Source organism: Halopseudomonas pelagia CL-AP6 (assembly GCF_000410875.1).
Taxonomy (GTDB): domain Bacteria; phylum Pseudomonadota; class Gammaproteobacteria; order Pseudomonadales; family Pseudomonadaceae; genus Halopseudomonas; species Halopseudomonas pelagia.
Genome location: NZ_AROI01000025.1, coordinates 11,834 through 26,677, shown reverse-complemented (window position 1 = coordinate 26,677; position 14,844 = coordinate 11,834). Strand labels below are relative to the sequence as shown.

The following is a 14,844-nucleotide window of genomic DNA, read 5'->3' as shown; positions in this document are numbered from 1 at the left end:
TGGTGTGCGGAAGGCGGCAGGGATGCCGGTGATGAGCCTACAGGGATGTATTCACGGCGTGTCGGCGTATCCTGCCGGCCTCAGCCTGATCGACACCCAAGTCAGAATCCACCGCAACACTGGCCAACGCATCCCGCACTGGCGAAAACGAGCGCCGATGGATCGCAGTCGCCCCCAGCTCCCGCAACGCCGACAGATGCACCGGAGTGGGATAACCCTTGTGCTGAGCAATGCCGTAACCGGGATAGAGTAACTCCAGCTCCTGCATCTCGCGATCCCGGGACACCTTGGCCAGAATCGAGGCCGCCGCAATGGCCGGGACCCGGGAGTCGCCCTTGATCACCGGCTCGCTGGGCATTGGCAGGGCCGGACAGCGATTGCCGTCGATCAGCACCCGGTCCGGTCGCACTGAAAGCCCAGCCACCGCGCGCTGCATGGCCAGCATGGTGGCGTGCAGAATATTCAGCTGGTCAATTTCTTCGACTTCCGCCCGGGCAATACACCAGGCCAGGGCGCGCTCCTGAATAATCGGGAACAAGGCTTCCCGGCGCGCAGCCGTCAGCTTCTTGGAATCGTTCAGACCTTCGATAGGGCGCAGCGGATCGAGTATGACCGCCGCCGTGACCACCGCACCGCAGAGCGGGCCGCGGCCGACTTCGTCGACGCCAGCAACCAGTTCGTCACCAACAGGCACGTACCAATCGATCATCATCTGGGTCATACCAACCTGCCCTTCTTGCGCATCAACTCAATTACCGCTTCGGCAGCCGAGTCATCGGCATTGCGGCGCAACAGTTCATGCAGCTGCATAAAGGTCGCCTGGGTCGCCTCAGCTTCCGCAGTAGGACCAAGACGCTCCAGCAGCGCCTGACCCATCGCCGCCGGTGTTGCTGCATCCTGCAGAAACTCAGGCACTACTTCGCGCCCAGCCAGCAGATTGGGCAGCGAAACATGCCCGACCTTTACCAGGCGCTTGAGGATTTTGAAGGTTAAACCCGCCATACGGTAGGCCACTACCATTGGCCTTTTGAATAGCATGGCTTCGAGTGTTGCCGTGCCGGAGGCGATCAATACCGCATCACAGGCAGCCAGAGCTTCGTGGGCCTGACCGTCCAGCAACGTCAACGGCAGTGATAAACCGCTTTCAGCCAGGATAACTTCTATTTGCGAGCGCCGCTCGGCGTTGGCGCAGGGCATGACAAAGTGCAAATGCGGTTGACGCTCCAGGCACCAGGCTGCGGTTTGCAAAAACAGCAGCCCGAGCTTGCGCAGCTCCCCATTGCGACTGCCCGGCATCAGCGCAACGACCCGGGAGTGTGCGGCCAGCCCCAGGGCAGCCCGGGCGGCTTCCCGGTCAGGCTGCAACGCAATTTGATCGGCCAATGTATGACCCACGCAACGCACTGCCACCCCATGCTTCTGGTAGACCGCCTCTTCAAAGGGGAACAGCGTCAGCATCAGATCGGTCGATTGGCGAATACCCAATACGCGCTTTTCACGCCAGGCCCAAACTGACGGGCTGACATAGTGAGCCGTGGGAATACCCGCCTCACGCAGCTGCTTTTCTACATTCAGGGTGAAGTCCGGCGCATCGATACCGATGAACACGTCCGGATTCTGCGTTTTGAGATAGCTGACCAGGGATTTACGAATCCTCAAAAGCTCCCGAAGGCGACCCAGTACCTCAACCAGCCCCATCACCGACAGGCGCTCCATCGGCACTTGGCTGTGCATGCCTTCAGCAATCATTCGCGGACCACCGATGCCGACAAAGCGTGCATTCGGATATTGGCGCTTAAGCGCGCGGATCAGCCCGGCCCCCAGAGTGTCACCCGAGGCTTCACCGGCAACCAGAGCAATACAAAGCGAAGGGGTGGCGGCCGAATCGGCTGAAACAGACATGACTAGCGCGTAATACCGCGGGTAGAAGCTACAATGGAGTCGCGGTACAAGGCTATTTCAGCGAACTGCTCAGCGGGTTCTTCCAACGCCTTGAGCGCGTCCTGCAGCGTCAGGCCCTGGCGATAGACGACCTTGTAAGCACGACGCAGTGCAGCGAGCAGCTCGGGGCTGAAGCCGCGGCGGCGCATGCCTTCGAAGTTCATGCCATGGGCACTCGCCGGATTGCCACCAACCATCACATAGGCGGGAATGTCCTTGAACACCGCGCTATTGGCGGCGCTCATGGACCAGGCGCCAAGATGACAGAACTGATGCACAGTAGTGTAACCGCCGAGAATGGCACCATCGCCCACCCGCACATGGCCGGCGATAGTGGCATTATTGGCCATAATGATGTGATCACCGACGATGCAGTCATGGGCGACATGCACATAGGCCATCAACAAATTATGATTGCCTATGGTCGTTACACCCTGATCCTGGACTGTACCGCGGTGCAGCGTGCAGCCTTCGCGGATGACGTTATGATCGCCAATGACCAGCCTGGTCGGCTCGCCATTGTATTTCTTGTCCTGGCAGTCTTCCCCGATCGAGGAAAACTGAAAAATACGATTGCGCTGCCCGATAATAGTAGGCCCGCGTATAACCACATGCGGGCCAATAACCGTACCAGCACCTATCTCAACGTCCGGACCAATCAGCGTCCAGGGCCCAACCTCAACGTCTTCAGCCAGCCGGGCGGACGGATCGACGATCGCCTGGGGATGAATTCGACTCATACTTTGTGTTCCGCACAGATGATTTCACCCGAGCAGGCCTCCTTGCCATCGACCGTAGCACGACAGGCAAACTTCCAGATTCCGCGACGGTTGCTCAAGTATTGGGCTTCGAGCTGCAATTGATCACCTGGTACTACCGGCTGACGGAAACGCAACTTATCCGTCCCGACAAAATAGTACAGCGTGCCATCTGCCGGCCTTAGGTTCATCATTTTGAAACCGAGCAGACCAGCTGCCTGCGCCATGGCTTCAATAATGAGCACACCGGGCATGATCGGATGCTCTGGGAAATGGCCGTTAAAGAAAGGCTCATTGACCGATACGTTCTTGTAGGCGCGAATATGGCGAGCCTCCAGATCCAGCTCGAGCACCCTGTCCACCAGAAGAAATGGGTAACGGTGGGGTAGGTATTCTTTTATTTCCTTGATATCCATGTATTCGCAGGCCTTGCACTAAAAAATGGTGGGCGCCGGGGGAAGGCGCGGCTCAGGACTCAGATGAGTCTTGAGTGCCCTGAGTCACGATCAGCACCTGCTTTTCCAACTGCTGAACCCTTTTTGCCATCGTATCGAGCTGACGTATCCGTGCAGCACTCTTTCTCCAATCCGCAGCTGGCTGCATGGCGGTGCCGGACGAATAGGCCCCAGGTTCGGTGATAGAACGGGTCACCATGGTCATACCGCTGACAAAGACGTTATCGCAGATCTCGATATGGCCAACCATACCCACACCCCCGGCAATGGTGCAATGCTTGCCAATCCGGGTGCTACCAGAGATACCTACACAGGCCGCCATGGCCGTGTGGTCACCGACTTGCACGTTATGAGCGATCTGAATCTGGTTGTCGAGCTTCACGCCGTTGCCTATACGGGTATCGGACAATGCGCCTCGATCAATCGTAGTGTTGGCGCCAATTTCAACATCGTCGCCAATGCTCACCCCGCCGATCTGGGCAATTTTCAGCCAGCGACCTTCGTCACTAGCAAAACCGAAACCCTCGGATCCGATCACCGCACCCGATTGGATAACCACCCGTTGACCAATGCACACATCGTGATAGAGAGTAACGCGCGCAGCCAACCAGCCGCCCTGGCCAATCACGCACCGGGCGCCAACAAAACACTGGGCCCCAAGGGTGACCTCAGGACCAATATGTGCACCTGCTTCAACTACCACGCCCGCACCAACACTGGCAGTCGGATCGACCACAGCGTCGGCGGCAATAACGGCAGACGCATGAATACCTGCAGCCGGCTTGGGTTTGGGGTCGAACAGATGGGATAGCCGTGCATACATCAGGTAGGGGTTGGCAACGATCAGCGCATTACCCTTGAAACCCTGGGCATCCGCTTCAGTCAACAGCACCCCTGCAGCGCTGCTGCCAGCCAAGTACTTGCGATACTGGCTATTGGCAAGAAAGCTGAGCTGGTCGGCCTGTGCTTCCTGCAAGGTAGCCAGACCGTGTACGACCTGGTCGGGATTACCGACCAGACGTGCGTCTATCAGCGAAGCAAGAGTAGCGAGCGTCCATTCGGCAGTATTACTCACCTGCCGCCTCAACGAATGCTGTTCAAGCGCTCGATGACCTGGCGAGTGATGTCATACTCTGCCTTCACATCGACCACGGCGCTACGGTCCAATACCAGATCGAACCCGCCTGCCTGAATAGCCGCTTCAACAGCCTGATCAAGACGTGGCTTGAGGGTTTCAAGCATTTCCCGGTCAGAACCTGCTTTGGCTTCGTTCAGCTCTTTGGATTGCGCCTGGAATTCACGGGCCTTCTGGCGAAATTCCAGCTCGAGTTTTTCCACTTCAGTCTGGCCCAGCTTCTCGCCATCGCGCTGCATGCGCTCCTGAAGGCGTTTGGCTTCAGCTTCCAGATTGCGTAACCGCTGCAGCTGAGTACCGAATTTCTTTTCCGCATCAACGGAATACTTTTTCGCTGCGTCCGATTCCAGCAAGGCCATCTGGTAATCCAGCACGGCGATTTTCATCTGGGCGGCTGCCGGGAAGCTGGCCAAGACCAGTACCGACATGATTGCAACACCTATAATCTTGCGCACTCTACAGCTCCTGTTAATTGTCTTTGGGTGTCTGGCTTCAGAAAGTCTGACCCAGGGTAAACTGGAATACTTGTGTATCGTCTGCGGAGTCGCTGTTCAAGGGTACAGCCAGGCTGAAGCCCAGCGGACCAAGCGCCGTTAGCCAGGATAGGCCAACACCGGCACTGTAGCGCAACTCGCCAGCGTCAAACTTGCCACACCCAGGGTTATCGTCGCCACTGGGTAGATTGTTGCTGGAACAGTAGGTGTCGTATACGTTACCGGCATCCAGAAAGAGTACCGTGCGCAGCGAACGCTGATCCTGAATAAACGGCACGGGGAAGATCAGCTCGGCGCCACCGGTGACCTTGATGTTACCGCCGAAGGGCAGCTCATCACGATCTGGGTCATTCAGGCTAGGCGTACTTTTCGGGCCCAAGGTGCTGTCACGGAAGCCGCGAACCGATCCTATCCCACCTGCGTAGTAGTGCTCATAGAAAGGCACTTTTTCGGTCGACCCGAAGCGCCGGGCGAACCCCAGATTGGTGTGCATGCGCAAGGTCAGGTCTTCCGATACGGGGAAGAAGCGCTGGGCACGATAATCCAGCTTGTAGAAATACAGATCACTACCCGGCAGCGTGGTTTCCAGGCTGGCTGACTGGGAGAAACCACGATCCGGGAAGACCCCACGGTTAAGCGTGGATTGCGACCAGGTCGAGTTGAACTTGAAGTTAGTAAAGCTATCGCCTTCCAGATCAAGAAAGTCTCTGATTTCCTGAACAGTGTAGACCCCTTCTTTGATCTCATCCTGCTGCGCCGTCAGGCCGAAGGACAAACGCGAGGTATCACTGATGGGGTAGCCGATATTGAAGCCCGCACCGTAGGAGTCAACGGCGTAGCTGGAAATATCGACATTCAGCTCATCATAATCGGTAGTGCGATAAAACGCGTTGTAACCCAGGCTCACACCATCCACGGTAAAGTAGGGATTGAGGAACCCAAAGGACAGCGCCGTCTGATATTGCGAACGGTTGGCACTGATACTGACCCGGTTGCCCGAACCGAAGAAGTTATTCTGGCTGATCGAGCCACCCAGAATCAGACCGGTACCCTGGGCGAAACCCAAACTGGCGGTAATTGAGCCAGAGGCCTGCTCTTCCACGGTGTAATTCACGTCGATCAGATCGTCGGCGCCTGGCACCTGCAGGGTTTCAACATCGACCTCCTTGAAGAAGCCCAGACGTTCAAGCCGTACCTTGGATTGATCGATCAGATAAGTAGACGCCCAGCCGCCCTCCATTTGACGCATTTCGCGCCGCAGCACTTCATCATCGGTCTTGGTATTGCCGCGGAAGTTGATGCGGTTAACGTAGGCCCGCTTGCCGGGATCGACGAAGAAAGTGACAGCGACGGTACGATCATCCTCGTTCACTTCGGGAATGCCATTGACGTTGGCGAAGGTATAGCCTTCGTTACCCAAACGACGGCTGATCAGATCCGAGGTAGAGGTCATGACCTGGCGGGAGAAAACCTGACCTGGCTCGATCAGCAACAGACTCCGCACTTCGGGCTCAGCGACCACCAGGTCGCCAGACAATTTGACGTCACTGACGGTATACAACTCACCTTCGTTAACGTTAACCGTTACGTAGACATTCTTCTTGTCGGGCGTGATGGACACCTGAGTGGAGGCTATGTCCATGTTGATATAGCCCCGATCCAGATACCAGGAGCGTAGACGTTCCAGATCACCGGACAATTTTTCTCGCGAATATTTGTCATCATTGCGGAAGAACGACAGCATGTTGGAGCTCTTGAGCTCGAACAGGTCGGTCAGTTCATCGTTGGTAAACACCGTATTGCCAACCACGTTGACATTCTTGATCGAGGCGACGGAGCCTTCGTTGATGTCAATTTTCAGCGTAACGCGGTTGCGCGGCTCGGGAATCACTTCGGTCTCGATGCCTGCCGAGTAGCGGCCTTGGGCAACATACTGGCGCAGCAGCTCGTTACGCACCCCGTCCAGGGTCGCCTGCTGGAAGATTTCACCCTCAGCCAGGCCTGCCGCGGTCAAACCGCTGAGCAGGTCTTCGCTCTCGATGGCTTTGTTGCCTTCCAGTTCGATAGACGCGATGGAGGGTCGTTCGACCACGGTGATAACCAGCACATTACCTTCACGGCCGAGTTGGATATCCTCGAAGAATCCGGTGCGGAAAAGCGAGCGACTCGCCTCGACCAGGGCCTGATCATCGACTTGCTCGCCAATATCCAATGGCAGCGCGCTGAACACGCTGCCAGCGGAGACACGCTGCAGCCCATTGATGCGGATGTCGGAGATCTGGAAGGCGTCGGCAAAAGCTCCTGGCGCCAGGAGTATCAGCAATAGCGCAGGCAATAGGTAACGTTTCATGAAATCCGTTCTGGCTGACTGGTTAAATTCGTTTCCACCGCAAGCGGCAGAGCGTGTTCTTGCTTGCCTGGGCTCAACCCAGACGGCTTATATCGTTGTAGATCGCAAATAGCATCACACCGACAATCAGCGTCAGGCCTATTTGCAAACCCCAGGCCTGAATGCGTTCCGACAGCGGCTTGCCCCGTATCCATTCAGCCGTGTAATAGACCAGATGACCGCCATCTAGCACAGGAATGGGCAACAAATTAAGCACACCCAGACTGATGCTCAAGTAGGCGATGAAATTCAAAAAACTCTCAGGGCCCGACCTGGCTGAATCGCCCGCCACTTTAGCAATGGTTATCGGGCCACTCAAGTTTTTTGCCGAGACCAGCCCGGTCAACATCTTTTTCAGCGAGTCTAACGTGAGTACCGTCATATCCCAGGTCTTGGCCACAGCCACCGGGATAGCAACAAGGGGATTGTAATCGATTGAGCGCACCATATGCTCAGGCCACTCGAAAGGAGCAACACCTGCCCCCACAAACCCGGTCACGGTACCGTTCTGTTCACGCGCTTGGGGGGTGACGGATAACAGCATCAGTTGGCCGTCACGCTCTATACCCAACGCCAATGGCTCGCCTGGGCTGCCCTGAATGGCAGGCACGACCTGGGCCAACCAGCTGTTCACCGCTTGGCCATCAATACTGACGATCAGATCGTCGGCTTGCAGGCCAGCTGCCTCGGCTGCACCACCCGGACTGATCTCTCCCAGGAGCGGGGGAACCTCAGGGCGCCAGGTGCTTAGCCCCAGGGCCGCGATAGGATCAGGCTGATCGGCGCCGCGCAGCCAGTCATCCAGAACTAACGTGTAGGACTGTGGCGTGGCGCCGGGGCCATCGATTGCCATAACCTGCATCTGCCCGGTCTCACCCAGACGCCGGATCAGCTGCAGGTTGACGTCGTGCCAGCTGCGCGTACCAACACCGTCCACCTCAACCACTTCAAGGCCCTCAACCAGCCCGGCGCGGCTGGCAACACTACCCTCTTCAACCGGGCCCAACACGGGCGCCAACGTGGTAATACCGATGACCGCGACCAACCAGAACGCTACGATAGCCAGCAGAAAATTGGCGATCGGGCCTGCCGCTACAATGGCTATGCGCTGTTTGACATCTTTGCGATTAAAGGCCTGCCCCAAGTCCGCTTCATCAACGGGCGCTTCGCGCTCATCGAGCATTTTGACATAACCGCCCAACGGGATAGCGGCGATGACGAACTCGGTGCCGCGCTTGTCATGCCAGCGGTAAAGCGCCGAGCCGAAACCGATTGAAAAACGCAATACCTTGACGCCACAGCGCCTGGCCACCCAGAAATGGCCATACTCATGAATGGTAACCAACAACCCCAACGCCACAACGGTGGCTAGCAGGGTAAATAACAAATCCATTCAACGCCTCATCTGGAATGTAAAAGACAGAAGGCTGAGCATGGTGGTGCTCAGTGCCGGTTGGCGAGCCAGCGTTGGGCATGCTCGCGCGCCAGAGCATCAGCGGCCATGATGTGGTTCAGGTCTTCGACAGGCTCTGGGGTCATACGGTTCAGTGTTGCTTCGATGATAACAGGGATATCGGTAAAACCAATGCGCCCAGCCAGAAAAGCCTCTACCGCTACCTCGTTGGCCGCATTCAGTTGCGCACAAGCGGTGCCTCCCGCCTCCGCCGCCTGGCGTGCCAGGCCGAGACACGGAAACAGCTTGAGATCAGGCGCACGGAAATCCAGGCTACCAGTGGCAAGCAGATCCAGCGCACTCACGCCCGAATCGATGCGTTCGGGCCAGGCAAGCGCATGGGCAATGGGCGTGCGCATATCCGGGTTACCCAACTGAGCGATCACCGAACCATCCACATAATCCACCAGCGAATGAACTACGCTTTGCGGATGCACGACCACCTCGATCTGATCGGGACGAGCATCAAATAGCCAACAGGCCTCGATCAACTCGAGCCCCTTGTTCATCATACTGGCCGAATCGACGGAAATTTTCTGCCCCATGGACCAGTTAGGGTGCGCACAAGCCTGCTTGGGAGTGACTGAGGCAAGATCTTCGGCGCGCATATCGCGGAAGGGGCCACCGGAGGCCGTTAGCAGAATACGGCGTACGCCGACCTTGCCAAGCCCGGCTTGATAATCGGCAGGCATACATTGAAATATCGCATTGTGCTCACTGTCGATGGGCAGCAACACCGCACCAGAATCTCGCACCGCCTGCATAAAGAGCGCGCCGGACATCACCAGCGCCTCCTTGTTGGCCAACAGCACGCGTTTACCCGCCTGTACTGCAGCCAGGGTCGGACGCAGACCAGCGGCGCCGACGATGGCCGCCATTACCACCTCGACCTGTGAATCCCCCGCAACCCGTGCCAGCGCTTCCTCACCCCAAAGCACTTCTGTCTTGCTGCCCGCTTGGCGCAACGACTGCTGTAACGCGCAGGCCTGCGCCTGGTCAGCGACCACTGCAAATAGTGGCTGATGGATCAGACATTGCGCTTCCAGCTCCAGCATACGGCTGAAACCTGTCAGCGCGTAAACCGCATAACGATCGGCATGCCGCGCGATTACATCCAGCGTGCTCACGCCGATAGAGCCGGTCGCGCCCAGAATAGTGATCCAGGCTTTGCTCACCCTAACTGACCCCCGGCCAGCAGCCAGCACAGGGCGAAAACCGGTATCGCAGCGGTCAGACTGTCAATACGGTCGAGTACGCCACCATGGCCCGGCAGCAAGTTACTGCTGTCCTTGAGACCCTGATCACGCTTGAAAAGACTTTCAGTCAGATCACCAACAACCGAGAAGGTCACCACCAGAGCCGCCCCCAGCAAACCCAGCAATACCGAGCCCAATGACCAGCCCAGATACATCAGGGCCATCAGCGTCAACACTTGGGTGAACACCAATCCGCCCAAGAAGCCCTCAATGGTCTTGCCCGGACTGACATTGGCCATCAGCTTGTGCTTGCCCCAGGTTTTACCGGCAAAATAAGCGCCGATATCAGCGGCCCATACCAGCACCATTAACGCCATGATCAACCACAGACCGTTGGCGGTCTCACGCAACCAGATCAAGCCGTACCAGGCAGGGAGTAATATCAGCAGGCCAAATAACTGGGCGAGCATGGCGCCAGCCCACAACTCTCGCCCACGTGGATAGCGCACGACCATGACAGCCGCCAGCACCCACCAGATAACCGCAGGAATAAACAGGTATTGCGCAGGCCAGTTGACCCGATAAAGGCCCAGCATGAGCAAAGCGACAACCAACGCATAGACAACTCGGCCTTTCTGGCTGGTTTCACCCGCCAGCCTAGCCCATTCCCACGCAGCGAGAGTGACAACCGCACCGATAAACAGCGCAAACCCCCGGCCCTCCAGCAATATAAAGCCAGCAATCGCCAGGGGAGCCAAGATAACCGCTGTAATGATTCGCTGTTTGAGCATCAGGATTCCGCCGCTAGTTGATCGCTGGTTTTGCCGAAGCGGCGCTGGCGCCGAGCAAAGTCAGCAAAGGCTTCGCGGAGGGCTTCCTGTTTGAAATCAGGCCAGTAAAGATCGGAAAAGTACAGTTCGGCATAGGCCAACTGCCATAATAGAAAGTTGCTGACGCGACGTTCGCCACCGGTACGAATACACAAATCCGGCAGTGGCCAACTGGCCGTACTCAACGCGGCCTCCACTTGCGGCTCGGTAATCTGATCCAGCGTCAATTGCCCTTCCAGCACCTGACCGGCAAGTTTTTTAACCGCCTGGGCGATATCCCACTGCCCGCCATAGTTAGCGGCAACCACCAAAGTGAGGCGTCGACCTTCAGCCGTTTGCGCCTCCGCATCCAGCATCGCCTGACGTAATTCGGGAGCAAAGCGACTGCGGTCTCCGACAATGCAGAGTTTTATACCATTCTCACGCAAGCGTTTCACTTCGCGACGCAAGGCGCTGAGGAATAGCTCCATTAGCGCGCCCACTTCCGCTTCCGGTCGGCGCCAGTTCTCGCTAGAAAAAGCAAACAGAGTGAGTACTTCAACACCCTCTTCGGCGCAGACTTCAATTACTGCCCTGACCGCATCGACACCGGCCTTATGGCCGGCCACCCCGGGCAGCAGGCGTTTACGCGCCCAGCGGTTGTTGCCATCCATAATGATGGCAACATGCCGGGGCACGGATCGCGCTGGACTTACGGCCATAATTTCGCTCATCCGTTCAACACCAGGAATGGACCATCAAATGGCCATCAGATCCGCTTCCTTGGCTTCCAGCGCCTTGTCGATCTCGGCGACATATTTGTCAGTCAGCTTCTGCACTTCATCGGCGGCCCGGTGCTCATCATCTTCGCCGATCTCTTTTTCTTTCTGCAGATCCTTGATTTGACCCAGCGCATCACGGCGGATGTTACGCACAGCGACACGGGCATTTTCCGCCTCAGAGCGCGCAGTCTTGGTAAAGCCCTTGCGCGTTTCTTCGGTAAGAGCGGGCATCGGTACGCGAATGGTAGTACCTGCTGTAGCCGGGTTCAGCCCCAGATCAGAGGTCATGATGGCCTTTTCCACCGCCTGGATCATGCTACGATCGAACACGGTCAGAGCCAGCGTGCGGGAGTCCTCAACGTTAACGTTGGCGACTTGGCGCAGAGGGGTGTTGGCACCGTAGTAGGACACCATGACGCTGTCCAGAATACTCGGGTGCGCTCGGCCGGTACGAATTTTGGCAAAGGCATGATCCAGGGACTCGACAGACTTCTTCATTCGTTCCTGGGCTTCTTTCTTAATATCGTTGATCATTCCTCAACCCTCGATCAATGTACCTTCGGCGCTGCCTACTACCGCATTGAGCAGCGCGCCAGGTTTGTTCATGTTAAATACACGCAATGGCATCTTGTGATCACGGATCAGGCAGATAGCCGTCAGATCCATCACCCCCAGCTTCAGATCCAACACCTGATCATAGGTCAAGGTATCAAACCGCTCGGCATTCGGGTCCTTCATCGGGTCGGCGTTATACACCCCATCAACCTTGGTGGCTTTCAGCACCAGGTCAGCGTCCATTTCGATACCGCGCAGGCACGCAGCTGTATCGGTGGTAAAGAAAGGGTTGCCGGTTCCAGCAGAGAATATTACCACGTCACCACTGCTAAGGTAGCGCATCGCCTTGCGTCGATCGTAGTGCTCGGTTACCCCTTCCATGGTAATGGCTGACATAACGCGGGTCTGAATATTCGAGCGCTCCAGCGAATCACGCATAGCCAGAGCGTTCATCACCGTCGCCAGCATACCCATATGATCGCCGGTAACACGATCCATGCCGGCCGCATGCAGCGCCGCACCGCGGAACAGATTGCCGCCGCCAATCACCAAGCCAATTTGCACACCAATGCCGATCAACTGGCCAATTTCCAGGGACATCCGATCCAGCACTTTGGGATCGATACCGAAACCCTCCGTGCCCATCAGGGCCTCGCCACTGAGTTTGAGTAGAATACGCTTGTACTTGGGCTGACGGCTGCTGGGTACCTGGGCCATATTGACTCTCCTGCTCGGGAATGGCGAAACAATTAACGAGTTACAACCGACACTACCGGTAGCCACTTGTTCAGTGTTTCCTTAAAAAAGAGGCTTCCCGCCTGCGCGGGAAGCCTCTCTGTAAACCTGACTACAGACCGCCTTGAAGGTGGCCTGCCATGCGTGGTTCAGTTCGCATGCTCACTGCTTGGTAGCGGCAACCTGGGCGGCTACCTCGGCAGCGAAATCAACTTCGGCGCGTTCGATGCCTTCACCCACTTCGTAACGTACGAAGGAAATGATTTCAGCACCGGCTTTCTTGGCCAGCTCACCGACTTTAATTTCTGGATCCTTGATGAAGGCCTGCTCAACCAGGCTGGCTTCAGACAGGAACTTGTTGATACGGCCCTTGACCATATTTTCAACAATGTTTTCCGGCTTGCCGGCGATTTTCTCGGCATTCAGCGCCAGGAAAATTTCCTTTTCTTTAGCAATGGCTTCATCAGATACTTGACTGGCATCCAGGAACTGCGGGTTGCTGGCAGCCACGTGCATGGCAATATCCTTGGCCAATTCGGCATTGCCACCCTTCAGGGTAACAACCACGCCGATACGATGGCCGTGCAGGTAAGCACCGACCATATCGCCTTCAACGCGAGTCAAACGACGGATATTGACGTTCTCGCCACACTTGGCAACCAGCGCCTCACGGGCCGTTTCCTGATCGGCGATCAACGGAACCGCATCGCTGTAACCAGCGGCAAACGCCTTATCCAGACTGGCGCTGACAAAGCCTTTGAAATCGTCCTGCAGAGCCAGGAAATCGGTCTGGGAGTTGACTTCGATAATCACGGCAGACTTGTTGTCGTCAGCCAGTTTGACGCCGATGGCACCTTCAGCGGCAATGTTGCCGGCTTTTTTGGCAGCCTTGATGGAACCAGCAGCACGCATATCATCGATTGCTTTTTCGATGTCGCCACCGGCTTCGGTCAATGCTTTTTTGCAATCCATCATGCCTTGGCCAGTGCGCTCGCGCAGTTCTTTGACCATGGCTGCAGAAATCTGTGACATGAATTGTTCCTCTAGCTTGCTTGATGTTGGACCACCCTGCAGATAGGTGGGTAGCCGTATCATGTTGCGTTCAAGATATTGCAAAAAGGGGGCATAGCCCCCTTTTTACCTCGGCATAAAACGGTACGAGATACCGATCAGCCTTCTGATGCCTCAGCGGCGGGGGCTGACTCTTCAACAAATTCGTCAGCGCCACCGTTGTTGTTCTTGCCACTCAGTACCGCATCGGCCATGGCCGCCGCGTACAGCTTGATGGCGCGGATAGCGTCATCGTTGCCGGGGATAACGTAATCGACGCCATCCGGGCTGCTGTTGGTATCAACGATACCGATAACCGGGATACCCAGCTTATTGGCTTCAGTAATAGCAATGCGCTCGTGCTCAACGTCGATAACGAACAGCGCATCAGGCAGACCGCCCATGTCCTTGATACCACCAAGGCTGCGATCAAGCTTTTCCAGATCACGAGTGCGCATCAGCGCTTCTTTCTTGGTCAACTTGGTGAAGGTGCCATCATCGGCCTGGATTTCCAGGTCGCGCAGACGCTTGATCGAGGCGCGAATGGTCTTGTAGTTGGTGAGCATGCCGCCCAACCAGCGGTGGTCGACATACGGCATGCCGGCACGAGTGGCTTCTTCAGCAATGATCTTGCTGGCAGCACGCTTGGTGCCGACGAACAGCAGCTTGTTCTTGCCGGAGGCCAGCTTTTCCACGAAGCTCAAGGCATCGTGAAACATCGGCATGGTCTTTTCCAGGTTGATGATGTGGATCTTGTTGCGAGCACCGAAGATGAACTTGCCCATCTTCGGGTTCCAGTAACGGGTTTGGTGGCCAAAGTGCGCACCGGCCTTCAGCATATCGCGCATAGATACTTGAGTCATGACAGCTCCAATGTAGTTCGGGTTGAGCCTCCACGCATCCCAATGTCCAACCCCTGAGGGCACCCAAGACAATGTGACGATACGTGTGCGGTTTCGGTTTAAGCCTGGCGTCTGCAACAGACGTTTATTCAGGCGCGGCGCTTTATACCATATAACTGGAACCGAATAAAGTCGCAGGTGCCCAGCGGTCATGGCACGGAGCGCTCAACAGCACCCTGCTTGTTCTGTT

Annotated in this window: 15 protein-coding genes; all 15 read right to left on the bottom strand. The window is 56.6% G+C overall.

Annotation, left to right across the window (positions count from 1 at the left end; all coding sequences use genetic code 11):
* Nucleotides 1-37: 37 nt before the first annotated feature.
* Nucleotides 38-712: a ribonuclease HII gene (gene rnhB / locus K787_RS23510; RefSeq protein ID WP_040641092.1), complete on the bottom strand. Its 675-nt coding sequence runs from the start codon at nucleotides 710-712 to the stop codon at nucleotides 38-40.
* Nucleotides 713-717: 5 nt separating this feature from the next.
* Nucleotides 718-1,902, bottom strand: coding sequence for a lipid-A-disaccharide synthase (lpxB, locus tag K787_RS0117025; protein WP_022964022.1), 1,185 nt, complete (start codon nucleotides 1,900-1,902; stop codon nucleotides 718-720).
* 2 nt (nucleotides 1,903-1,904) lie between these two features.
* Nucleotides 1,905-2,681 (bottom strand): acyl-ACP--UDP-N-acetylglucosamine O-acyltransferase, encoded by a 777-nt coding sequence (gene lpxA / locus K787_RS0117020; RefSeq protein ID WP_022964021.1) that lies wholly within the window; start codon nucleotides 2,679-2,681, stop codon nucleotides 1,905-1,907.
* Nucleotides 2,678-3,115 (bottom strand): 3-hydroxyacyl-ACP dehydratase FabZ, encoded by a 438-nt coding sequence (fabZ, locus tag K787_RS0117015; protein WP_022964020.1) that lies wholly within the window; start codon nucleotides 3,113-3,115, stop codon nucleotides 2,678-2,680. The genes lpxA and fabZ overlap by 4 nt, the downstream gene beginning before the upstream one ends.
* A gap of 52 nt (nucleotides 3,116-3,167) precedes the next feature.
* The gene (lpxD, locus tag K787_RS0117010) at nucleotides 3,168-4,229 is read right to left on the bottom strand and encodes a UDP-3-O-(3-hydroxymyristoyl)glucosamine N-acyltransferase (RefSeq protein ID WP_022964019.1); all 1,062 of its coding nucleotides are present in this window, start codon (nucleotides 4,227-4,229) and stop codon (nucleotides 3,168-3,170) included.
* 8 nt (nucleotides 4,230-4,237) lie between these two features.
* Nucleotides 4,238-4,717 (bottom strand): OmpH/Skp family outer membrane protein, encoded by a 480-nt coding sequence (locus K787_RS0117005; RefSeq protein ID WP_370736752.1) that lies wholly within the window; start codon nucleotides 4,715-4,717, stop codon nucleotides 4,238-4,240.
* A gap of 64 nt (nucleotides 4,718-4,781) precedes the next feature.
* Nucleotides 4,782-7,133, bottom strand: coding sequence for an outer membrane protein assembly factor BamA (gene bamA, locus K787_RS0117000; protein ID WP_022964017.1), 2,352 nt, complete (start codon nucleotides 7,131-7,133; stop codon nucleotides 4,782-4,784).
* A gap of 73 nt (nucleotides 7,134-7,206) precedes the next feature.
* Complete coding sequence (gene rseP / locus K787_RS0116995) at nucleotides 7,207-8,565, bottom strand: RIP metalloprotease RseP (RefSeq protein ID WP_022964016.1); 1,359 nt, start codon at nucleotides 8,563-8,565, stop codon at nucleotides 7,207-7,209.
* A 50-nt stretch (nucleotides 8,566-8,615) separates the two neighbouring features.
* Entirely contained in the window at nucleotides 8,616-9,800 is a 1,185-nt protein-coding gene (gene ispC / locus K787_RS0116990; protein ID WP_022964015.1) for a 1-deoxy-D-xylulose-5-phosphate reductoisomerase, read from the bottom strand.
* Nucleotides 9,797-10,612: a phosphatidate cytidylyltransferase gene (locus K787_RS0116985; protein ID WP_022964014.1), complete on the bottom strand. Its 816-nt coding sequence runs from the start codon at nucleotides 10,610-10,612 to the stop codon at nucleotides 9,797-9,799. The genes ispC and K787_RS0116985 overlap by 4 nt, the downstream gene beginning before the upstream one ends.
* The gene (uppS, locus tag K787_RS0116980) at nucleotides 10,612-11,352 is read right to left on the bottom strand and encodes a polyprenyl diphosphate synthase (protein ID WP_235801952.1); all 741 of its coding nucleotides are present in this window, start codon (nucleotides 11,350-11,352) and stop codon (nucleotides 10,612-10,614) included. Before uppS ends, K787_RS0116985 begins: the two co-directional genes overlap by 1 nt.
* A 36-nt stretch (nucleotides 11,353-11,388) precedes the next feature.
* Nucleotides 11,389-11,946, bottom strand: coding sequence for a ribosome recycling factor (gene frr / locus K787_RS0116975; RefSeq protein WP_022964012.1), 558 nt, complete (start codon nucleotides 11,944-11,946; stop codon nucleotides 11,389-11,391).
* A 3-nt stretch (nucleotides 11,947-11,949) separates the two neighbouring features.
* Nucleotides 11,950-12,684 carry a UMP kinase gene (gene pyrH, locus K787_RS0116970; RefSeq protein WP_022964011.1) on the bottom strand — a complete coding sequence of 245 codons (735 nt, stop codon included), beginning with the start codon at nucleotides 12,682-12,684 and terminating at the stop codon, nucleotides 11,950-11,952.
* 180 nt (nucleotides 12,685-12,864) lie between these two features.
* Nucleotides 12,865-13,734, bottom strand: a complete 870-nt coding sequence (tsf, locus tag K787_RS0116965) for a translation elongation factor Ts (protein ID WP_022964010.1) — start codon at nucleotides 13,732-13,734, stop codon at nucleotides 12,865-12,867.
* Between the two features lie 137 nt (nucleotides 13,735-13,871).
* Nucleotides 13,872-14,615 carry a 30S ribosomal protein S2 gene (rpsB, locus tag K787_RS0116960; RefSeq protein ID WP_022964009.1) on the bottom strand — a complete coding sequence of 248 codons (744 nt, stop codon included), beginning with the start codon at nucleotides 14,613-14,615 and terminating at the stop codon, nucleotides 13,872-13,874.
* Nucleotides 14,616-14,844 lie beyond the last annotated feature (229 nt).